General features: G+C 71.6%; 17 protein-coding genes. 7 read left to right on the top strand and 10 right to left on the bottom strand.

The genetic code is table 11. The features are described 5' to 3' along the window. Positions 1–61: 61 nt before the first annotated feature. The 4 genes from ACIRPT_RS11210 to ACIRPT_RS11195 all read right to left on the bottom strand — a co-directional run bounded on the left by ACIRPT_RS11210 (position 62) and on the right by ACIRPT_RS11195 (position 4,538). On the bottom strand, positions 62–1,009 hold the full coding sequence (locus ACIRPT_RS11210) for a carbohydrate ABC transporter permease (protein WP_403825391.1): 948 nt from the start codon (positions 1,007–1,009) through the stop codon (positions 62–64). After that, positions 1,009–1,914 (bottom strand): carbohydrate ABC transporter permease, encoded by a 906-nt coding sequence (locus ACIRPT_RS11205; protein ID WP_403825388.1) that lies wholly within the window; start codon positions 1,912–1,914, stop codon positions 1,009–1,011. The genes ACIRPT_RS11210 and ACIRPT_RS11205 overlap by 1 nt, the downstream gene beginning before the upstream one ends. Beyond that, complete coding sequence (locus tag ACIRPT_RS11200; RefSeq protein ID WP_403825385.1) at positions 1,911–3,242, bottom strand: ABC transporter substrate-binding protein; 1,332 nt, start codon at positions 3,240–3,242, stop codon at positions 1,911–1,913. The genes ACIRPT_RS11205 and ACIRPT_RS11200 overlap by 4 nt, the downstream gene beginning before the upstream one ends. A gap of 123 nt (positions 3,243–3,365) precedes the next feature. Next, positions 3,366–4,538, bottom strand: coding sequence for a LacI family DNA-binding transcriptional regulator (locus tag ACIRPT_RS11195; protein WP_403825382.1), 1,173 nt, complete (start codon positions 4,536–4,538; stop codon positions 3,366–3,368). A gap of 285 nt (positions 4,539–4,823) precedes the next feature. Between ACIRPT_RS11195 and ACIRPT_RS11190 the strand changes: the two genes are divergently transcribed. Further along, entirely contained in the window at positions 4,824–6,755 is a 1,932-nt protein-coding gene (locus ACIRPT_RS11190) for a DUF2264 domain-containing protein (protein WP_403825379.1), read from the top strand. A gap of 31 nt (positions 6,756–6,786) precedes the next feature. Here the strand turns inward: ACIRPT_RS11190 and ACIRPT_RS11185 are convergent, their stop codons facing one another. Together ACIRPT_RS11185 and ACIRPT_RS11180 are read right to left on the bottom strand one after the other, a co-directional pair. After that, the gene (locus ACIRPT_RS11185; protein WP_403505559.1) at positions 6,787–7,560 is read right to left on the bottom strand and encodes an SDR family NAD(P)-dependent oxidoreductase; all 774 of its coding nucleotides are present in this window, start codon (positions 7,558–7,560) and stop codon (positions 6,787–6,789) included. A 50-nt stretch (positions 7,561–7,610) separates the two neighbouring features. Beyond that, positions 7,611–8,288, bottom strand: a complete 678-nt coding sequence (locus ACIRPT_RS11180) for an MOSC domain-containing protein (protein ID WP_403825376.1) — start codon at positions 8,286–8,288, stop codon at positions 7,611–7,613. A 404-nt stretch (positions 8,289–8,692) separates the two neighbouring features. Between ACIRPT_RS11180 and ACIRPT_RS11175 the strand changes: the two genes are divergently transcribed. Then, complete coding sequence (locus tag ACIRPT_RS11175) at positions 8,693–9,610, top strand: LysR family transcriptional regulator (protein WP_403825374.1); 918 nt, start codon at positions 8,693–8,695, stop codon at positions 9,608–9,610. A 179-nt stretch (positions 9,611–9,789) separates the two neighbouring features. Here the strand turns inward: ACIRPT_RS11175 and ACIRPT_RS11170 are convergent, their stop codons facing one another. Next, complete coding sequence (locus tag ACIRPT_RS11170) at positions 9,790–10,122, bottom strand: WhiB family transcriptional regulator (RefSeq protein ID WP_403505550.1); 333 nt, start codon at positions 10,120–10,122, stop codon at positions 9,790–9,792. Between the two features lie 379 nt (positions 10,123–10,501). Here ACIRPT_RS11170 and ACIRPT_RS11165 point away from each other — a divergent pair, with 379 nt between their 5' ends. From ACIRPT_RS11165 to ACIRPT_RS11150, 4 genes are all read left to right on the top strand, one after another. Beyond that, positions 10,502–11,113 carry a response regulator transcription factor gene (locus ACIRPT_RS11165; RefSeq protein WP_003948568.1) on the top strand — a complete coding sequence of 204 codons (612 nt, stop codon included), beginning with the start codon at positions 10,502–10,504 and terminating at the stop codon, positions 11,111–11,113. A gap of 359 nt (positions 11,114–11,472) precedes the next feature. Then, complete coding sequence (locus ACIRPT_RS11160) at positions 11,473–12,048, top strand: sigma-70 family RNA polymerase sigma factor (RefSeq protein WP_393545966.1); 576 nt, start codon at positions 11,473–11,475, stop codon at positions 12,046–12,048. A gap of 137 nt (positions 12,049–12,185) precedes the next feature. Then, the gene (gene guaB, locus ACIRPT_RS11155) at positions 12,186–13,688 is read left to right on the top strand and encodes an IMP dehydrogenase (protein WP_403505544.1); all 1,503 of its coding nucleotides are present in this window, start codon (positions 12,186–12,188) and stop codon (positions 13,686–13,688) included. A gap of 100 nt (positions 13,689–13,788) precedes the next feature. Further along, on the top strand, positions 13,789–14,916 hold the full coding sequence (locus tag ACIRPT_RS11150; protein ID WP_403505541.1) for a GuaB3 family IMP dehydrogenase-related protein: 1,128 nt from the start codon (positions 13,789–13,791) through the stop codon (positions 14,914–14,916). Positions 14,917–14,979: 63 nt separating this feature from the next. On the opposite strand, the gene ACIRPT_RS11145 is transcribed toward ACIRPT_RS11150, so the two are convergent. Continuing rightward, positions 14,980–15,507, bottom strand: coding sequence for a hypothetical protein (locus ACIRPT_RS11145; RefSeq protein WP_403825368.1), 528 nt, complete (start codon positions 15,505–15,507; stop codon positions 14,980–14,982). A 113-nt stretch (positions 15,508–15,620) separates the two neighbouring features. Next, positions 15,621–16,868 (bottom strand): nucleotide sugar dehydrogenase, encoded by a 1,248-nt coding sequence (locus ACIRPT_RS11140; RefSeq protein ID WP_403825365.1) that lies wholly within the window; start codon positions 16,866–16,868, stop codon positions 15,621–15,623. A gap of 191 nt (positions 16,869–17,059) precedes the next feature. On the opposite strand from ACIRPT_RS11140, the gene ACIRPT_RS11135 reads away from it, so the two are divergent. After that, complete coding sequence (locus ACIRPT_RS11135; protein ID WP_403825362.1) at positions 17,060–18,766, top strand: glycerol-3-phosphate dehydrogenase/oxidase; 1,707 nt, start codon at positions 17,060–17,062, stop codon at positions 18,764–18,766. Positions 18,767–18,839: 73 nt separating this feature from the next. On the opposite strand, the gene ACIRPT_RS11130 is transcribed toward ACIRPT_RS11135, so the two are convergent. Continuing rightward, on the bottom strand, positions 18,840–20,033 hold the full coding sequence (locus ACIRPT_RS11130) for a serine hydrolase domain-containing protein (RefSeq protein ID WP_403825359.1): 1,194 nt from the start codon (positions 20,031–20,033) through the stop codon (positions 18,840–18,842). Positions 20,034–20,122 lie beyond the last annotated feature (89 nt).

Genomic DNA, 20,122 nt, shown 5'->3' with positions numbered 1-20,122 from the left:
TGGGGAACGGTGCTCCTTCGCGGTCGCCCGTGCGTCGCCCGTTGTCGTCCGTCATCGCCGGCTATCTGACGCTGCCGGCGGTGAGGCCGGCCTTCCAGTGCCGCTGGAGGGCGACGAAGGCGACGATCAGCGGGATGACGGCGAGGAGCGAGCCGGTGACGACGAGGGGGTAGTAGGACGGCTCGGCACGGGTGTTGCTGTTCCATGCGTACAGGCCGAGGCTCAGCGGGAAGAGGTGCTGGTCGGAAAGCATGACCAGGGGGAGGAAGAAGTTGTTCCAGATGGCGGTGAACTGGAAGAGGAAGATGGTCACAAAGCCCGGCATGACCATGCGCAGGCCGATGGACCAGAAGATGCGCAGCTCGCTCGCGCCGTCCATACGGGCCGCCTCGACGGCCTCGCCCGGTATGTAGCCGGCGCTGAAGACCCGGGCGAGATAGACGCCGAAGGGGTGCGCGAGGACGGGGATCAGCACCGCCCAGTAGGTGTTGACCAGGCCGGACTTGGCGGCGAGCAGATACAGCGGCAGCGCGAGCGCCGTGGTGGGGACGAGCACGCCGAGCAGGACGATCCCGAACAGCCGCTCCTTGCCGGGGAATTCAAAGGTGTCGAAGGCGTATCCGGCGGCCACGGACACGAAGGCGGAGAGGGCGGCGCCGCCGCCCGCGTAGAGCAGGCTGTTGGCGTACCAGCGGAAATAGATGCCGTCGTTGTAGGACGCCAGGCGGGTGAGGTTGCCGCCGAGGTCGAAGCCGTCGAAGGAGAGCGCGTCGCCGGCCAGCAGACCGCCGGCGTCCTTGGTGGCGGCGGTCAGCAGCCAGACGAGGGGGAAGAGCGTGTAGAGGGTGGCGAGGACGAGGGTGCCGTTGACGGCGGCCTTGGAGAGCAGGCGGCTGCGGGGCGGCCGGGCGGCGGCGCGGACGATGCCGCGGGGGAGGCGGCGGACCGGTGAACGGTCCCCGGAGGCGTGGGCGGCCGCCGCGGTACGGGCCGTCGAGGTGGGGGCCATTACGCGGTCCTGCCCTTCTGCCGGATGCGGGGCGCGCGGTGCGAGAAGCGGGTGACGGCGAAGGACAGCACCGCCGCGGCGAGGGCGAGGAGCACGGACGCGGCGGCCGCCAGCCCGTAGTCGTTACGGGTGAAGGCCGCGGCGTAGGCGTACATGTTCGGGGTCCAGGAGGAGTCCAGCGCGGACGCGGAGGCCTGGTTGATGATCAGCGGTTCGGTGAACAGCTGGAGCGAGCCGATCACGGTGAAGAGGGCGACCATCACGACCGAGGACCGGATCAGCGGGATCTTGATGCCGGTCGCGACGCGCCAGGCGCCCGCGCCGTCGACGGTCGCGGCCTCGATCACCGACCGGTCGATGGCCTGGAGGGCGGCGTAGAAGATCACCATGTTGTAGCCGAGCCACTCCCACAGTGCGATATTGACGACGCCGGGCAGCGCACCGGAGGGGGAGAGGAAGGAGAAGTCCAGACCGCCGGAGCGCAACGCTCCCACCACCGGGCTGAGTTGGGGGGTGTAGAGGTAGACCCAGACGAGCGCGGCGATGATGCCGGGCACGGCGTGCGGCAGGAAGAGCGCGAGCTGGAAGAGGCGCCGGGCCCGCGCCAGCGCCGAGTCCAGCAGCAGCGCCAGCGCCAGGCCGCCCGCCAGCAGCAGCGGGATGTAGACGGCGCAATAGCCGGTCAGGACGAGGAAACCGTCGCGGAAGGCGTGGTCGCCCAGCGCGGAGAGGTAGTTGCCGAGGCCGGTGAAGACCGTCTCCGTACCGCCGAAGCCGAGCCCGGACTGCCGCTCGGTGAAGAGGCTGAGCCAGAGTGCGTAGCCGACCGGCAGCACCATCGCGACGGTGAACAGCGCGAAGAACGGCGTCAGCAGGACGAGGACGGCGCGGGCCTTGGCGCTCACCGGCCGGCGACCTTCAGACCGCGCTTGCGCAGCTCCCGCAGGGTCGCGTCCCGGGCGGCCCGTACGGCGTCGGAGAGGGTGCCGTTGCCGTCGGCGGCCTTGCCGAACGCGTCCTTGAGGGTGGCGTTGGTGGTGCCGCCGGTCGGGCCCCAGGCCCAGTGCTGCCCGATCGAGGCGGCGGCGTCGTCGAAGAGCCGGTAGACGTCCTGCCCGCCGTAGAAGCGGGTGTCGAAGGCCTTCTTGGCGACAGGGCGGAGCGCCTCGGCGGCCGGGTAGGCGCTGGACTCGCCGGAGGACAGTCGCGCCTTGACGGCCTGGGGCGAGGTGGACATCCAGGTCGCGAACTTCACCGCCGCCGCGGCGTGTTCGCTGTCTTTGGTGACCGCCCAGGTGGAGCCGCCGAGCATGCCGCTGGCCGGTTTGCCGTCCCAGGTGGGCATCGGAGCGGCCGCCCACTTGCCGCTCTGGTCGGGTACGAGTCCCTTCAGCACGCCCGCACCCCAGGAGGCACCGAGGTAGCCGACCGTGTCGCCCTTCTTGAGGGCGCCGGTCCAGGCGGGGCTGAAGGAGGTGGCGCTGTTGACCAGCCCGTCGTCGAGCAGGCCCTGCCAGTAGGCGGTGACCTTCTTGGTGCCGGGGTCGTCGGTGTCCACCTTCCAGGCGTCGCCGCGGGTGGCGAACCACCGCCCGCCCGCCTGCCAGGCCATCGCCTCGAACGTCGTCGGGTCGTCCGGGAAGAACGTGCCGATACGCGCCCGGGGGTCGGCCTTCTTGGCGGCGGCGGCCGTGGCCCGGAACTCCGCCCAGGTCTTGGGCACCTTGAGGTGATGCGCGGCGAAGAAGTCCTTGCGGTAGTAGTACGTCTGCGGTGCGGCGTCGAAGGGCACCGCCCAGCTCTTGCCGCCGAGCGTGGTCAGCTCCACGGCCTGCGGCAGCAGCCGCTTCTTCAGGTCGTCGGTGACATAGCGGCTGATGTCCTGCAACGCCCCCTGGCTGACGAACTCCGGCAGCGACGGGTATTCGATGCTGACGACGTCGGGGGCGTTGCCCGCCCTGACCGCGTTGGAGATCTTCGCGTAGCCGCCGGCGTTGCCCGAGGGGATCTCCTCGTACCTGACCTTGATGTCCTTGTGGCTCGCGTTGTACGCGTCCACGGTCTGCTGGGTGCCCTTGGTCCAGCCCCAGTACGTGATCGTCACGGGCTTGCCGTCGCCGCCCGCGTTGTCGCCGCCCCCACCCCCACCCCCGCCGCCGCAGGCCGCGAGCAGGGCGAGGGCGGCGGTGGCGGCGGCGGTCGCGACGGTGTTTCTGCTCCAACTGAGGCTCATGGCAAGGCTCCTGAGTGGATGGCCTGACAGGCAGAAGGGAAGCGCGAAGCGATGGCGGCGATCCTTGAGCCCGCCCTGAGCGAAGTCAAGAGCGAATGACCGGATGATCGAAAAACGAACAAACTACGCGTGGTCGTGGGTGGTGCCCTGCTTGATGCCCGGGGCTTCCGGGGCTTCCGGGGCGGTCGTGGCCTCCGTGGCGGTTGTGGCGGCCGCGAGCGCACCGCAGGAGGCCCGTACATGCAACCGGGGCAGCAGCGTCACATGCCGCCGCGGCGCGTTGGCCGTCCCGGCCGGCCCCCGGCCCAGCCGCTCCAGCAGCAACTCCGCCGCCAGCCGCCCCACTTCGCGCTTCGGCGGGGCCACCGCCGTCAGCGGAGTGTCCGCCAGTGCCGCCACCTCGTCGTCGTACGCAATCAGCGCCAGCTCCCCGGGGACCCGTATGCCCAGCTCGGCCAGTCGCTGCACCAGCCGGATCGCGTCCACGTCGTTGTGCACCAGCGCGGCCGACGCCCGCCCCGACGTCACCGCCGTCCACAGCTCCTGGACGCCGCGTTCGAACCCTTCCGGGTCGCGGTGGGCCGGCGCGTCGATCACCGGCTGCGGCCGCTCCAGCCCCAGGGCGCGCAGCGCCCCGTCGTAACCGGCGCGCACGGCCAGCGCCGTCGGACTGTCCATGCGCGCCACCAGCAGGGGCGCCGGATGTCCCTGCCCGACCAGATGCCGCAGCGCCAGCAGCACCCCGTGCGCATGGTCGGACGACACCCGGTCCAGCCCCGCCAGCGGGCCGCCCGGATCCGCCGCGCGCTCCAACAGCACCACGGGAACCGGGAGTTCGGCGAGCCACCCGCCGTGCTCGGCCGGGTCCGCGAGCCCGCGCCAGCCCGGTGCGATCAGCAGTCCCTCGGCGCCGGCCGCCAGCAGCCCCTCGGCACGCGCCCGGTCCTGCTCGGGCCGGTAGTCGGAGATCCGCAGAACCAGCCGCGCCCCGGCCCGCGCCGCCGCCTCGTGCGCACCATGGATGACCTCGGAGAAGTAGTACGTGGCCGACGGCGCGAGCAGCCCCAGCACGGGGCCCGTGCCTCCGGAGCCCGCCTCCCCGGTGCGCGCCCGAGGCCAGGACACCGCCCCGTGCGCCCGGTCGACCAGCCCCTTACGGGTGAGCGCCTCGACGTCCCGCCGTACGGTCACCGGGGACACCCCCAGCCGCGCGGCGAGGTCGCTGATCCGGGCGGTGCCGCCTTCCCGTACCAGCGTCAGCAGGCGGTCGTGGCGTTGCGCAGCGCTCTCGCGCACGGCGGCATTCCCCCTCGCGGATGGCGGCCAGGAAGGCCGAGCGGCCCGGACGGCGACCGGACGGCGGCCGGCTGGTGGCCGGATCGTGGCCGAGCGGCCCGGATGGCGGCCGAGCCTAGAGGAGCGATCCGGACCCGGCCACCCCCATCCGATCGCTCGCACAAAACCCGCTCATCCGATCACTCGATCACGTTCTCTCACCGTTCGATCCCTTGACGTTCCCTCACCCGCGGCTGAAGGATTCCCGCGTCGCCCGGCACGCCGCCCACCGCCCAGGGGAAGCCCATGCCCGACCCGACGACCTCCGCCGCCACGGCCTCCGCGCCCTTCCCCCTCCCGCCCGAGGACCACCGCCGCAGCCCGTACACCGGCTGGACCCGCGCCCACTGGGAGGCCGCGGCCGACGCCCTGCTGGACGCCACCACCCCCTACGCCTCCCCGCACCACGCCCTGATCGCCCTCCCCGGCGCCCGCCCCAGCTCCTCCGGCCCCCGGTCGGACGGCCTGGAAGGCTTCGCCCGCACCTTCCTGCTCGCCGCCCTGCGCACGGCCGGCAGCAACGGCCACGCCTCCCGGGACCGCCTCGCCCGCTACGCCGAGGGACTCGCCGCGGGCACCCGAAACCCCACCACCGAACGGCACTTGACGTCCGGCAACCCGGACTCCTGGCCCGGCATCGCAGCCGTCCGCCAGGCCCGTGTCGAAGCCGCCTCCATCGCCCTGGGCCTGCGCCTGACCCGCCCCTGGCTCTGGGACACCCTCGACGACCGGGTCCGCGCCCGCCTCGCCGACTGGCTGCTGCCCGCGCTCACCCCGTCCCCCGTGGACAACAACTGGTGGCTCTTCGGCCTCACCGTGGGCGGCTTCCTCCGGGACGCGGGCATCGAGCCCGTACGCGCCCAGGCCGCCATCGACCGCGCGCTGACCCGTATCGAGGACTGGTACCTGGGCGACGGCTGGTACTCCGACGGCGACAACCGCGCCTTCGACCACTACAACGCGTGGGCGCTGCACTTCTACCCCGTCCTGCACGCCCATCTGGCCGCCGACGCACCCCTGCTGGCCACCTACGGCGACCGCCTGCGCGCCCACCTGGCCCACTACACCCGCCTCTTCGACGCCAACGGCGCACCGCTCCCCTTCGGCCGCTCCCTCACCTACCGCTTCGCCGCCACCACCGCCCCCTGGCTGGGCGCCCTCACCGGCCACACCCCGCTCGCCCCCGGCGCCACCCGCCGCCTCGCCTCCGGCACCCTGCGCCACTTCCTCGACCGCGGCGCCGCCACCGGGAACGGCCTGCTCTCCCTCGGCTGGTACGGGCCCTACGCCCCCATGCTCCAGACCTATTCGGGCCCGGCGTCCCCTTACTGGGCGTCCAAGGGGTTCCTCGGCCTGCTGCTGCCGCCCGACCACCCGGCCTGGACGGCCACCGAGGAACCCCTGCCCGCCGAAACCAAGGACACCGCCGAACCCCTGGGCCCCACCGGCCTGCTCCTTCACTCCACCGCCTCCGACGGTCTGGTCCGCCTCCACAACCACGGCAGCAACGCCATCCACCCCGCCCCCGACCCGTACTACGCCCGCTACGCCTACTCCACCCGCACCGGCCCCACCGCCGAGGACGCGCCCGACAACCACTTCGCCCTGCTCATCGACGGCCGCCCCACCACCCGCGGCCCCGCCACGCCCCACAGCCAGGGCACCGACTGGGCCGCCTCCACCCACACCCCCCGCACCGCCGACGGCACCGAACTCCCCGGCGTCCAGGTCCTGTCCGTCACCGCCGTGCACGGTCGCACCGAACTCCGCGCCCACCTGGTCACCGGCGCCCCGCCCGGCACACCCGTACGCCAGACCGGCTGGGCCGCACCCCCCAACGGCCCGACCCCCAACGGCCGCACCGCCCGCGGCCTCACCGCCCAGCTCCACCCGGTCCACGGCTACGAGACCGCACCCCGGCAAACCCCCACGGGAAGTACCCTCGCCGCCCCCGACACCCACGCCGCCGTCCTGGAGGGCACCACCACCTCAGACCCCCGGGGCACCCTCTTCGTCGCCCTGGCCTCCCTGACCGGGGACCCGGCGCCCGCCCCCGTACACACCCTGGCCACCGCCACCCTCACGGGCCACACGATCCACATCGCCTGGCAGGACGGCACCACCACCCGCCTGTCCCTCAACCCCCGCCAACGGCAGACGCCGGGCCGGAGCGGCTGAACCGCCCGGTCCCGGCGCCGCGGCCGGCCCTCTAACGAGGCCCGTACTTCCGCCCCGTACGAGAGCTGAGACCCCCCAGCACCCCCCGCGGCGCCAGCTTCACGGCACCCATCAACGCCTTGTACCGCGGGTCCGGAATCGACAGGGACTTCCCCCGCGTCAGATCCTTCATCGCCGCATCCACCAGCTTGTCCGCATCCAGCCACATCCACGAGGGGATGTTCTCCGTCCCCATCCCGGCCCGCTGATGGAACTCCGTCCGTACGAACCCGGGGCACAGCGCCATCAACCGCACCCCGCTCCCCGCCAGATCCCGCGCCGCCCCCTGCGTGAACTGCACGACCCACGCCTTGCTCGCCCCGTACGTGCCCCGCGGCACGAACGCCGCCACCGACGCCACATTGACCACCGCGCCCCGCCGCCGGTCCCGCATCCCGCGCACCGCCGCCGAGGTCAGCCGCAGCACCGCCTCGCAGTGCACCTTCAGCATCGTCAGCTCGTCGGCCATCGGCACTTCGAGGTACTCGCCCTTGTTGCCGAAGCCGGCGTTGTTCACCAGCACGTCCACCGGATGCCTGGACTCCCCGAGCCGCGCCTCGACGGCTCCGATGCCGTCCTCGGTCGCCAGATCGGCCACCAGCACCTCCGCCTCGATGCCGTGCCGGTCGTGCAGCTCGGTGGCCTGTTCGCGCAGCCGCTTCTCGTCGCGCGCCACCAGCACCACGTTGTGTCCGTCGCTCGCGAGCCGCCGGGCGAACGCCGCCCCGATGCCCGCCGTAGATCCCGTGATCAATGCAGTCGTCATACGGGCACGCTATCCGCCCGGGTTCGGCAACCCCCACCCCGAACGGATGCTCAATTCCCTGCCCGCCCCACCTGCTTCATCCGCTCCACCCGCTTGAGCGCCTTGGCCCGCGCCTCCGGATGCAGCGCCTCGCCCGCCTCGAGCAGCCGGGGCAGCAGCTCCGGCTGTGTGGTGAGGGCCCGGAACATCAACGCGATGGTCACCTCGTGATCCGGGCGGTGCACCAGCCGAAGGGCGTCCCCCGAGCGGATCTCGCCCGCCTCGAGCACCCGCAGATACGCGCCGGGCGCCGCGGCCAGGGTGAACCGTTTGATCCACCCGGGTTCGCCGAGCCACTCCTGGAACGTCCGGCACGGGATGCGCGGCGAGGTCACCTCCAGCAGCAGCCGCGGGCCGATCCGCCAGCGCTCGCCGATCCGGGCGCCGGTGAGGTCGGCGCCGGAGGTGGTGAGGTTCTCGCCGAAGGCCCCGTTGGCCAGCGCGCGGCCCAGCTCCCGCTCCCAGTCGTCGAGGTCCTCGCGGGCGTAGGCGTACACGGCCTGATCGTTCCCGCCGTGATGACGGGTGTTCACCACCGCGTCCCCGGCGAGCCCGCTCGCCCCGACGCCCTTGGGCCCAGGGGCGGCGACCGCAACCGGGCCGTCCACCGGACGCTTGTCGATACCCGTGCCGGCGCGCGCGGCCTCGCACGGCCCGGCCCGTCCCATATTCACGGTCAGCAGCTGCACACCGCGCTCCCTACACCGACCCCCGTCCTGCTCAACATCGTCACGCTAAGCCCTCGCGCCGCCCCCTGCGCGGCCTGGTGCGCCGCCCACTGCGCCACCCCGTGCGCCGCCCGGTACGCCGCCCGAAGCGTCGCCCCATCCGCCGCCCCATCTGCCGCCCCATCTGCCGCCCGAAGCGCCGGCTCACCCACCATCCCAAGCGCCACCCACGCCGCCACCCCAAGAGCCGGCAAAGGCGCCACCCGACGCGCCACCCGATCCGCCGCCCCACCCACCACCCCAGGGACAGCCCCTCGCCGAGCCCCCAGCGAAGCCCCCTGCCACCCAAGGACCTACCCCAGGACCCACCCAAAGACCACAACCGACTTTTCATGATCTATCCAAGATTCGCTTATGCTTGAACCATGATCGAGGCCCGCCATCTCCGCGTACTGCGCGCCGTCGCCAGGACCGGTTCCTTCTCCGCCGCCGCGCGGGAGCTGGGCTGCACCCAGCCCGCCGTCAGCCAGCAGATGAAGGCCCTGGAACAGGCCACCGGCACCCCGCTCCTGGTCCGTACGGGCCGCGAGACGCGGCTGACGCAGGCGGGCGAGGCGCTCGTACGGCACGCCGTCGGCATCCTTGCGGGACTGACCGCCGCCGAGGAGGAGGTCGCGGCCATCGCGGGCCTGCGCGCGGGGCGGGTGCGGCTGGTGTCGTTCCCTTCGGGCAGCTCGACGCTGGTGCCGACCGCGCTCGCCAAGATGCGGGCCGCGCACCCAGGCACCCGGGTCTCGCTGGTCGAGGCCGAGCCGCCGCGCTCGATCGAGATGCTGCGCAACGGCGACTGCGAGATCGCGCTGGCCTTCCGTTACCCGGAGGTGCGCGGTGCGGACCCGGCGGCCGGGGCGGAGTGGGACGACCTGGTGGCCCGGCCGATCCTGAAGGATCGGCTGATCGGGTTGGTCCCGGACGGCCACCGGCTGGCGAAGGCCGGGGCGGCGGGCTTCGCCGAACTGGCCGACGAGCCGTGGATCGCGGGCTGCCCGCGCTGCCGCCGGCATCTCGTCGAGGTCTGCGAGAGCGCGGGCTTCACGCCGCGTATCGACTTCGCGACGGACGACTATCCGGCGGTGATCGGGCTGGTCGGCGCGGGTCTGGGGGTCGCCGCGCTGCCCGAGCTCACCTTGGCGTCGGTGCGCCCCAAGGGAGCCACGGCGGTACGGATGGAGCCTGCCGTGCACCGGGAGATCGTCGCGCTGACGCTGCCGGATCTGGCGCGGGTCCCGGCCGTCGAGGCCATGCTCGACCAGCTGGTGGACGCCGCGGGCCGCGGGCGCTGAGGGTGCCGGGGCGCCGGGGGCGGGGAGGCTGAAGGGGGCGGGCGCTGCCGGGTCGCACGGAGCGGGGGCGCGCAGGCTGGAGGGGCGCCGGCGGGGCTCCATGGGGTCCGCCGGTTGTTCCGTGGGGTCTCGGGTCGCGCTGCGAAAAAGTGTCCTTGTAACCGATCCGCTCCGGATGATCAGGCGCCGCTCATGCCTGCTTGGCCGGTCAGGGAGGTCGCGGGGATCAGCCGGTGGCGGGCCCGGCCCATGAGTTCCTCGCGTTCGTCCTCGGTCAGTCCGCCCCAGACCCCGTAGGGCTCGCGGACAGCCAGGGCATGCGCCGCGCACTCGGCCCGCACTGGGCAGCGCATGCACACCTCCTTCGCCGATGTCTCACGCGCGCTGCGGGCCGCTCCGCGCTCACCTTCGGGGTGGAAGAAGAGCGAGCTGTCCACGCCGCGGCAGGCGGCGAGGAGCTGCCAGTCCCAGAGGTCTGCGTTCGGGCCCGGGAGGCGGGAGAAATCTGCCATTGCTTGTCCCCTCGAAGCGATGCTGATTCGGGCTCGGTGCTCAGAACGTACATCTACCGTCTAAGTAGATGTAAATATGACTCATTGCGAATCTAGTCGCAGACTCCGCGAAAATGGAAGCAAGAGAGCCAAATAGGGCATAGGGTGCACGCGCGGATGCCGGTCGCCTGAGATGCCGTCTGCGTATCCGGCTCCTCACGGAGCGTGCTGAAGACGGTCATCGAAGCCGTAACTCTTTCGAGTGACCGTCGTTGAGTGTGCGGAGGCGGTTGGCAGAGGTAGTCGTCGGGCAGGTGTCCGAGGGCCGTCAATCGCACAGGTGACGATACGTACCAGCCTGGAGGCTCAAGGTGACGCGCATCAGCTGCGGAGGACGGTCATGACATCCGTCCTCGTCTGCGACGACTCCCCGCTTGCCCGAGAGGCGCTCCGTCGGGCGGTTGCGACCGTGCCCGGCGTCGAGCGTGTGACGACCGCGGCCAACGGCGAGGAAGTCCTCCGCCGCTGGGGTGCCGATCGTTCGGACCTGATTTTGATGGACGTACGGATGCCCGGTCTCGGCGGTGTCGAGACCGTGCGCCGGCTGCTGTCCGCCGACCCCGGCGCCCGGATCATCATGCTCACGGTGGCCGAGGACCTCGACGGGGTCGCGCTCGCGGTCGCCGCCGGTGCCCGCGGCTATCTGCACAAGGACGCCTCGCGCGCCGAGCTGCGGGCGACGGTGACCCAGGCGCTGGCCGACCCGACGTGGCGGCTCGCCCCGCGCCGGCTGCGGTCCGCCGAGATGGGCGCCGCGCCGACGCTCACCGCGCGCGAGATCCAGGTGCTGGAGGGCATGAGTCACGGCCGCTCCAACGCCGAGATCGGCCGCGAGCTGTTCCTGTCGGAGGACACGGTCAAGACCCACGCCAGGCGCCTGTTCAAGAAGCTCGGCGCCTCGGACCGCGCGCATGCGGTGGCGCTCGGTTTCCGCTGGGGACTGGTCCGCTGATTCTGCTGTGCATCGGGGTTACGGCACCCGCCCGCTGACCGGGTGGTGACCGTCGTAACCCCGTCGCGTCGACGCCCGGCGCCGAAAGCTCGCGGGATGCCGCATCCTTGAGGTGTGACTCCTCCCCGGCGGAGGCCGGGGCTTCTCACTCGGCCAGAAGAGACCTCATGACGGACAAGGCCTGCCCGGCGCCGTACGGCTCGCAGACAAGCCATCGGCGAGGGCTCGCGGTCGGTATGGGTACAACCCGAACGGGGGAGGCGTGGAACGTGAGTGCTAGCGCGACGGCTCGTAACGGTTCGGGGCACAACGACGGGGGTGGTGCCACAGATCGTCTGGCACCAAGGCACCATGGACCGATGCGCGATGACGGGAATCAGGAGATCGGCGATCTCGTCGCACGCGCCGTAGAGGGTGACCAGCGGGCCACGCACGACCTCCTGGCCCACGTCCACCCCCTCGCCCTGCGCTACTGCCGCACCCGGCTGTCGAGGCTGCCCGGTGACGCCCGGCACTTCGTCGAGGACCTGGCGCAGGAAGTCTGTGTCGCGGTGCTGTGCGCGCTGCCGCGCTACCGCGACACCGGCAAGCCCTTCGAGGCGTTCGTCTTCGCCATCGCCGGCCACAAGGTCGCCGATCTCCAGCGGGCCGCGATGCGGCATCCGGGAAGTACGGCCGTGCCGTCCGACGAGATGCCCGAGCAGCCGGACAACTCCCTCGGTCCCGAGGAGCGGGCGCTGCTGAGCAGCGATGCCGAGTGGGCCAAGAAGCTGCTGGCCAATCTGCCGGAGAACCAGCGCGAGCTCGTCCTGCTCCGGGTCGCCGTCGGGCTCACCGCCGAGGAGACCGGGCAGATGCTGGGGATGTCGCCCGGCGCGGTACGGGTCGCCCAGCACCGCGCGCTGAGCCGGCTGCGGGCGCTCGCCGAGCAGTAAGCCGTATGGGTCACACGGCGCGATCTCGCCGTAGAAACCCACAAGTGACGAGCCCCTCATCCGCCGTGGAATCGGACACCCCTCCAGGCCGTTAGCATGGGAGTCCGCGCTGAGGCAAGAGCATTGGGGAAGGTGTCATGAGTGACAACGTCGACGGTATGCCCGCCAAATTCGCCATGCTCGGGCTGACATACGACGATGTCCTGCTGCTGCCCGGTGCGTCGGAGGTGCTGCCGAACACGGTGAACACCGCCTCCCGGGTCTCGCGGAACGTCTCGGTCAACATCCCGCTGCTGTCCGCCGCGATGGACAAGGTCACCGAGGCGCGCATGGCCATCGCCATGGCGCGTCAGGGCGGCGCCGGTGTGCTGCACCGCAATCTCTCCATCGAGGACCAGGCCAACCAGGTCGATCTGGTGAAGCGCTCCGAGTCCGGCATGGTCACCGACCCGATCACGGTCCGCCCGGACGCCACGCTCGCCGAGGCCGACGCGCTGTGCGCGAAGTTCCGCATCAGCGGCGTCCCGGTGACGGACGCGGCCGGCAAGCTGCTGGGCATCGTCACCAACCGCGACATGGCCTTCGAGATGGACCGCGCCCGTCAGGTCCGCGAGGTCATGACGCCGATGCCGCTGGTCACCGGCAAGGTCGGGATCTCCGGCGACGACGCCATCCAGCTGCTGCGCCGTCACAAGATCGAGAAGCTGCCGCTGGTCGATGACGCGGGTGTGCTCAAGGGCCTGATCACGGTCAAGGACTTCGTCAAGGCGGAGAAGTACCCGAACGCCGCCAAGGACGCCGAGGGCCGCCTGGTCGTCGGCGCGGCGGTGGGCGTCGGCGACGCGGCGTACGACCGGGCGCAGGCGCTGGTCGAGGCCGGTGCGGACTTCCTCGTCATCGACAGCGCGCACGGCCACAGCCGCGGCATCCTCGACATGATCGCCAAGGTCAAGTCCAACATCACCGTCGATGTCGTGGGCGGCAACGTCGCCACCCGCGACGGCGCGCAGGCGCTGATCGACGCGGGCGTGGACGGCATCAAGGTCGGCGTCGGCCCCGGCTCCATCTGCACCACCCGCGTCGTCGCCGGTGTCGGCGTGCCTCAGGTCACCGCGATCTACGAGGCCGCGCAGGCCGCGCACGCCGCGGGCGTCCCGCTGATCGGCGACGGCGGCCTCCAGTTCTCCGGCGACATCGCCAAGGCCATCGCGGCCGGCGCGGACACCGTGATGCTGGGCTCGCTGCTGGCCGGCTGCGAGGAGTCGCCGGGCGAGATGGTCTTCATCAACGGCAAGCAGTTCAAGTCGTACCGCGGCATGGGCTCGCTGGGCGCGATGCAGTCCCGCGGCCAGGCGCGTTCCTTCTCCAAGGACCGCTACTTCCAGGACAACGTCCTGTCCGAGGACAAGCTCGTCCCCGAGGGCATCGAGGGCCAGGTCCCCTACCGCGGCCCGCTGGCCTCGGTCGCCCACCAGCTCGTCGGCGGCCTGCGCGCCTCCATGGGTTACGTCGGCTCCGCCGACATCCCCGAGCTCAAGGAGAAGGGCCGCTTCGTGCGCATCACCACGGCGGGTCTCAAGGAGAGCCACCCGCACGACGTCCAGATGATCACCGAGGCGCCGAACTACGCGCGCGGCTGAGCCGTAGCAAGGGATTTTCCAGGACCCGCGACCGGGAGGTCGCGGGTCCTGTCGTGTCAGGGATACTGGGGGGCGTATTCCGTAGGAAGGGCCAATCACAGTGACTGAGATCGAGATCGGACGCGGCAAGCGCGGCCGCCGGGCGTATGCCTTCGACGACATTGCCGTCGTACCGAGTCGCCGCACCCGCGACCCGAAGGAGGTCTCGATCGCCTGGCAGATCGACGCCTACCGCTTCGAGCTGCCGTTCCTGGCGGCTCCCATGGACTCGGTGGTCTCCCCGCAGACCGCCATCCGCATCGGCGAACTGGGCGGCCTGGGCGTCCTCAACCTTGAGGGTCTGTGGACCCGGTACGAGGACCCGGAGCCGCTGCTCGCGGAGATCGCGGAGCTGGACGGCGAGGCCGCCACCAAGCGGCTCCAGGAGATCTACGCCGCGCCGATCAAGGAAGAGCTGATCGGGCAGCGGATCAAGGAGGTGCGCGACTCGGGTGTCGTCACCGCCGCCGCGCTCTCCCCGCAGCGCACCGCCCAGTTCTCCAAGGCGGTCGTGGACGCGGGGGTGGACATCTTCGTCATCCGCGGCACGACGGTCTCGGCGGAGCACGTCTCCTCGGCCGCCGAGCCGCTGAACCTCAAGCAGTTCATCTACGAGCTGGACGTCCCGGTCATCGTCGGCGGCTGCGCCACCTACACCGCGGCGCTGCACCTGATGCGTACCGGCGCGGCCGGTGTGCTGGTCGGCTTCGGCGGCGGCGCCGCGCACACCACCCGTAACGTCCTGGGCATCCAGGTGCCGATGGCGACCGCGGTGGCCGATGTCGCGGCCGCGCGTCGCGACTACATGGACGAGTCCGGCGGCCGTTACGTCCACGTCATCGCCGATGGCGGCGTCGGCTGGTCCGGCGACCTGCCCAAGGCGATCGCCTGCGGCGCGGACGCGGTGATGATGGGCTCCCCGCTCGCGCGCGCGACGGACGCACCGGGCCGCGGTCACCACTGGGGCATGGAGGCCGTCCACGAGGACGTGCCGCGCGGCAAGCGGATGGACCTGGGCGCGGTGGGCACCACCGAGGAGATCCTCTGCGGCCCCTCGACCAGGCCCGACGGTTCGATGAACTTCTTCGGCGCGCTGCGCCGGGCGATGGCCACCACCGGGTACTCCGAGCTGAAGGAGTTCCAGCGGGTGGAGGTCACGGTCGCGCCGTCGCAGCACGACAACCGCTGACGCACGACGCACGAAGGGCCCGGACCGCGGAGGCGGTCCGGGCCCTTCGGCGTGTGCGGCGTGTCAGCCGGCCAGCTTCCTGGCGGTGGAGAAGCCACCGGCGGCGGCCAGGATGAAGAAGAGCGCGTCGATCGCCTCGAGGGACTTCGTCCAGCCCTCGTTGAGGAGGTCGAAGTGCTGGAAGAACGCCTCGAAGAAGGAGACGTTCGCGATGTCGCCGAGCGCGAAGGCGAAGGCCAGGATCCCGCCGAGGTAGTAGCACAGCAGGCCGAGGACCGCGGCGATCACGGGAACGGCGGGGTTGCGGCCGCCGATCTTGCCCATGACGGCGCCGATCGCCGCGCCGAGGGCCAGCGCCGCGTAGCCGATCGTGGCGCCGTCGGTGGCCTTGAGGATCGCGCCGTAGATGGCCGCCACGATCAGCATGACGACGATGCCCGCGACGATGGCGAGGCCCGCGTTTCCGGTGGCCGCCGGGGCCGGCGGCGGGTAGCCGCCCGGTGCCGGGAAGGCGCCCGGGGCAGGCGCGCCGTACTGCGGCTGCTGCGGCTGCTGGGGCTGCCCGGGTGGCGGCGGATAGGACTGGCTCATGGTGGTCCCCCGTAGAAGTTCGTAAAGGAGAGACCAAAATAACAGCGCAGCCTGACATGCTCACAAAAACTTTAACGTCGTGATCCGTTCGATGCCGTGGCGTGCCGCCGGCGTCACAGCCGATGCGCCGCGCCCGTAGGCGTCGCCCCCCGCGTGTCCAGGAGGAGCTGGGCCTTTACGGCCAGGCCCTGGAGGTCGTAGACGCGGTGCGGCTGGAGCAGCACCGTCAGATCGGCGGCGGCCGCGGCCTCGTAGAGGGAGTCGGCGCGTGGGATGGGGCGGTCGAGGACGTTCCACTGGGGGACGTAGGGGTCGTGGTACGTGAGGCCGGCGCCCAGTTCCATCAGGCGGGAGGCGATTTCGCGGGCCGGGGCGGCCTCCTGGTCGCCGATGTCCGGCTTGTAGGTGACGCCGAGGAGCAGGATGCGGGCGCCGCGGGCGGACTTGCCGTGTTCGTTGAGGAGGGTGGCGCAGCGCTGGATGACATAGCGGGGCATCCGGCCGTTGACCTCTTGGGCGAGCTCGACCATGCGGAGCGGGTAGCCCAGTGAACGGCCTTTGTAGGAAACGTAGTTGGGGTCGATGGGGGTGGCGTGGCCGCCGACCCCCGGGCCGGGGCGGAAGGCCTGGAAGCCGAACGGCTTGGTCTCGGCGCAGCGGATGACGTCCCACAGGTCGACGCCGATGTCGTGGCAGAAGACCGCCATCTCGTTCATCAGGGCGATGTTGATGTGGCGGTAGTTGGTCTCCAGGAGCTTGGACGCCTCGGCCTCGCGGGGGCCGCGGGCGCGTACGACCTTGTCGGTGATCCGGCCGTAGAACGCCGCGGCGGCCTCGGTGCAGGCGGGGGTGAGGCCGCCGATGACCTTGGGTGTGTTGCGGTAGGGGTGGGTGCGGTTGCCGGGGTCGTGGCGGCTGGGGGAGCAGGCGAGGTGGAAGTCGCGGCCCGCCGTCAGCCCGGAGCCCTCTTCGAGGAGGGGGCGCACGAATTCCTCGGTGGTGCCCGGGTAGGCGGTGGATTCGAGGATGACGGTGGTGTGCGGGCGCAGCCGCGCGCCGAGCGCGCGGGCCGCATCCGCGATGCCGGTCAGGTCCAGGGCGCGGTCCGCGCCGAGCGGGGTGGCCGCGCAGATGACGGCCGTACGGACCTTGCCGAGGGCGGCGGGGTCGTCCGTGGTGCGGAAACCGGCCGCGAGCAGGCGGCGGATCTCGGTTGCCGACAGCGGCCCGTCGGCGCCTGAGGGGGCGGCGGCGTGCGGGTCGGGGTCGTAGCCGATGGTGCCGATGCCGGCGGCGGTGGCGGCCTGGGCGAGGGGGAGGCCGAGGTGGCCGAGTCCGATGACGGCGAGGTCCGCGGGCATGTCTGCTGCCGTCCTTCCCGAGCGACTGCGAATAACGCATAAGTAGACTAAGCCGACATTTGACCCAGAATAGGGATTGGTGGATCAAGGAGGCGGGGTGTTGCCGTAACGGGCGGAGCGGGGATACCGGCATGGAGCACGGCCAGAACGACGAACGATTGGTACGGCACCGATCACAGCGGGAGGCAGTGGTGAAAACAGCGACACTGGGACCGGCCCAGCGTGCCGAGGCGCTCGCCCGAATGGCGGAGCAGGAGTTGGACATCCTGGTGGTCGGCGGCGGGGTCGTCGGCGCCGGAACGGCACTGGACGCGGCGACGCGCGGGCTGGCCACCGGGCTGGTCGAGGCCCGCGACTGGGCCTCGGGCACCTCGAGCCGGTCGAGCAAGCTCATCCACGGCGGCCTGCGCTATCTGGAAATGCTGGACTTCGCGCTCGTACGGGAGGCGCTCAAGGAACGGGGGCTGCTGCTGCAGCGGCTGGCGCCGCATCTGGTCAAACCCGTGCCGTTTCTCTATCCGTTGCAGCACCGGGCCTGGGAGCGCTGGTACGCGGGCTCCGGCGTGGCGCTCTACGACGCGATGTCGGTGTCCTCGGGGCACGGCCGCGGGCTCCCCGTGCACCGCCACCTCTCCCACAAGCGGGCCCTGCAGGTGGCTCCCTGCCTCAAAGGGGACGCGCTGGTCGGCGCGCTCCAGTATTACGACGCACAGATGGACGACGCGCGCTATGTGGCGACGATGGTGCGCACCGCCGCCGCCTACGGCGCGCAGGTCGCCAACCGGGCGCGGGTGGTGGGCTTTCTTCGCGAGGGCGAGCGGGTGGTCGGCGCGCGGGTGCAGGACGTGGAGACCGGCGGCGAGTACGCCATCCGGGCCCGGCAGATCGTCAACGCCACCGGGGTGTGGACCGACGACACCCAGGCGCTGATCGGCGAGCGCGGGCAGTTCCATGTCCGCGCCTCGAAGGGCATTCACCTGGTTGTCCCAAAGGACCGGATCCATTCGACGACGGGGCTCATCCTCCGTACCGAAAAGAGCGTGCTGTTCGTCATCCCGTGGGGACGGCACTGGATCATCGGGACGACGGACACCGACTGGGACCTCGACAAGGCCCACCCCGCGGCCTCCAGCGCCGACATCGACTATCTGCTGGAGCATGTGAACTCCGTCCTCGCCATACCGCTGACCAGGGACGACGTGGAAGGCGTCTATGCCGGCCTGCGGCCGTTGCTCGCCGGGGAGTCGGATGCGACCAGCAAGCTCTCGCGCGAGCACACCGTCGCGCATCCGGTGCCGGGCCTGGTCGTGGTCGCCGGCGGCAAGTACACGACGTACCGGGTGATGGCCAAGGACGCCGTTGACGAGGCCGTCCACGGGCTGGACCGGCGGGTCGCGGAGTGTGTGACGGAGGACGTGCCGCTGGTCGGCGCCGAGGGCTACCGGGCGCTGTGGAACGCGCGGGCCCGGATCGCGGCGCGCACCGGCCTCCATGTCGCCCGTATCGAGCACCTCTTGAACCGCTATGGCTCGCTGACCGAGGAACTGCTGGAACTGGTGGTGGGCGATCCTTCACTGGGCGAACCGCTCACGGCCGCGGACGACTATCTGCGCGCCGAGGCCGTCTACGCCTGTACGCACGAGGGCGCCCGGCATCTCGATGACGTCCTGACCCGACGCACCCGCATCTCCATCGAGACCTTCGACCGCGGCACCCGCAGCGCCCGCGAGATCGCCGAACTGATGGCGCCCGCGCTGGGCTGGGACAGCGCCCAGATCGAGAAGGAGGTGACGCACTACGAGAAGCGGGTCGAGGCCGAGCGCGAATCGCAGCGGCAGCCGGACGATCTGACGGCGGACGCGGCCCGTCTGGGCGCGCCCGACATCGTCCCGCTGTAGCCGCTGCAATCCCCCCTGCCCCTGCCCCCTGCCCCTGCCCCCTGCCCCCTGCCCGTGCCGCTGTCCGTGCCCGCTACGGCCGGTGCTCAGGGCAGAATTCCGCCGCCAGTACGGCCGTCCCGTCCTCGGGCCGGGCCGGAGTGTCGATGTTGACCCGGTAGCTGACGAGGTGCCGGCCGTCGGCGGTGCCCGCGGCCTCCGCGTACGACCCGTTGATGTCGCCGCTGTGGCCCCAGACCGTGACGCCGCACGGCAGTCTCGTCGCGTACAGGCCGAGGCCGTAGGCGCCGCCGGTGCTCTTCTCGTTGCGCAGCTGCGCCATCTGGCGCGGGGCGAGGAATTCGCCGCTGAGCAGGGCGGAGAGGAAGCGGTTCAGGTCGCCGAGGGTGGTGACCATCGCGCCCGCGGCGCCGGCCCGGCTGGGGTCCAGGAAGGTGGCGTCCACCCGCCGGCCGCCGACCAGGGAGTAGGCGCGGCCGTGCGGCTTCGGCAGCGACGGGTCGGTGCCGGGGAAGGAGGTGTGGCTGAGCCCGGCGGGGACGAGGATGCGCCTGCGGATCTCCGTGGCGTACGAGTGGCCGGTCACCCGCTTGATGATCAGGCCGAGCACCAGATAGTTGGTGTTGGCGTACGAATAGCGGGCGCCGGGCGCGGCCACCGGACGGTGCCGGAGGGCGATCCGCAGGAGCTGGACCGGGGTGTGGGTGTCATAGCGGTGGGCGGCGAAGCCCGTGCCGTACAGCTGCCGGACGAGCCGGGGGTCCCGGGGGTAGTCGAACAAACCACTCGTATGGGCCAGCAGCTGGCGGATTGTCACCTTTCGTAGATCGCTGCCGTCGCTCTTTCCCGTGGCGGGCCAGCGGGCCGGTACACCCGCGGGAAGGTGCGCGGCCGCGGTGTCGCGCAGGGCCAGCTTCCGCTCGGCGACGAGTTGCAGGATCACCGTCGCGATCAGAGGCTTGGTGAGACTGCCGGCCCGGAAGTGGTCGGACTGCTCCATCGCACGGCCGGTGCGCAGATCGGCGGCGCCGGCCGTGGAGAACCGCGAGCCCCAGAACCGGCCGTCGCGCGTGATGAGGGAGGCGGCGCCCGGCGCGCCGTCGGCCACCAGGTGGCGCAGTGCCCCTGCCGTCGTGGCGGGCGGCCGGCGGATTCCCGCAGGTGGGGTGGCGGCGACAGGCGTCTGACCAGTACACCCCGTCAGAACCGGCACGATGAGCGCGAGCAGGGCGGCCAGTGCGGCTCGGCGGGGCGAGCGCATCGTCATAGAGACTCCCGTTCGTCCCGGCCATCATGACGGGTACCTGGCGCCCTCCCGGAGCGACCCGGGCCTTCCGCACGGGCGCGGATGAGAGA

Source organism: Streptomyces sp. NPDC101227 (genome assembly GCF_044767545.1).
GTDB lineage: Bacteria > Actinomycetota > Actinomycetes > Streptomycetales > Streptomycetaceae > Streptomyces.
The sequence above is the reverse complement of the archived record's forward strand: the minus strand, read 5'-3'. Positions and strand labels throughout refer to the sequence as shown.

Bases quoted from the DNA above. Each gene is read 5' to 3' on its own strand.
- ACIRPT_RS11140 (WP_403825365.1), bottom strand. From the start codon at position 16,868: ATGCCCGCGGACCTCGCCGTCATCGGACTCGGCCACCTCGGCCTCCCC.
- ACIRPT_RS11165 (WP_003948568.1), top strand. From the start codon at position 10,502: ATGACATCCGTCCTCGTCTGCGACGACTCCCCGCTTGCCCGAGAGGCG.
- ACIRPT_RS11200 (WP_403825385.1), bottom strand. From the start codon at position 3,242: ATGAGCCTCAGTTGGAGCAGAAACACCGTCGCGACCGCCGCCGCCACC.
- guaB (WP_403505544.1), top strand. From the start codon at position 12,186: ATGAGTGACAACGTCGACGGTATGCCCGCCAAATTCGCCATGCTCGGG.
- ACIRPT_RS11185 (WP_403505559.1), bottom strand. From the start codon at position 7,560: ATGACGACTGCATTGATCACGGGATCTACGGCGGGCATCGGGGCGGCG.
- ACIRPT_RS11130 (WP_403825359.1), bottom strand. From the start codon at position 20,033: ATGACGATGCGCTCGCCCCGCCGAGCCGCACTGGCCGCCCTGCTCGCG.
- ACIRPT_RS11145 (WP_403825368.1), bottom strand. From the start codon at position 15,507: ATGAGCCAGTCCTATCCGCCGCCACCCGGGCAGCCCCAGCAGCCGCAG.
- ACIRPT_RS11170 (WP_403505550.1), bottom strand. From the start codon at position 10,122: ATGGCAGATTTCTCCCGCCTCCCGGGCCCGAACGCAGACCTCTGGGAC.
- ACIRPT_RS11175 (WP_403825374.1), top strand. From the start codon at position 8,693: ATGATCGAGGCCCGCCATCTCCGCGTACTGCGCGCCGTCGCCAGGACC.
- ACIRPT_RS11160 (WP_393545966.1), top strand. From the start codon at position 11,473: ATGCGCGATGACGGGAATCAGGAGATCGGCGATCTCGTCGCACGCGCC.
- ACIRPT_RS11210 (WP_403825391.1), bottom strand. From the start codon at position 1,009: ATGGCCCCCACCTCGACGGCCCGTACCGCGGCGGCCGCCCACGCCTCC.
- ACIRPT_RS11190 (WP_403825379.1), top strand. From the start codon at position 4,824: ATGCCCGACCCGACGACCTCCGCCGCCACGGCCTCCGCGCCCTTCCCC.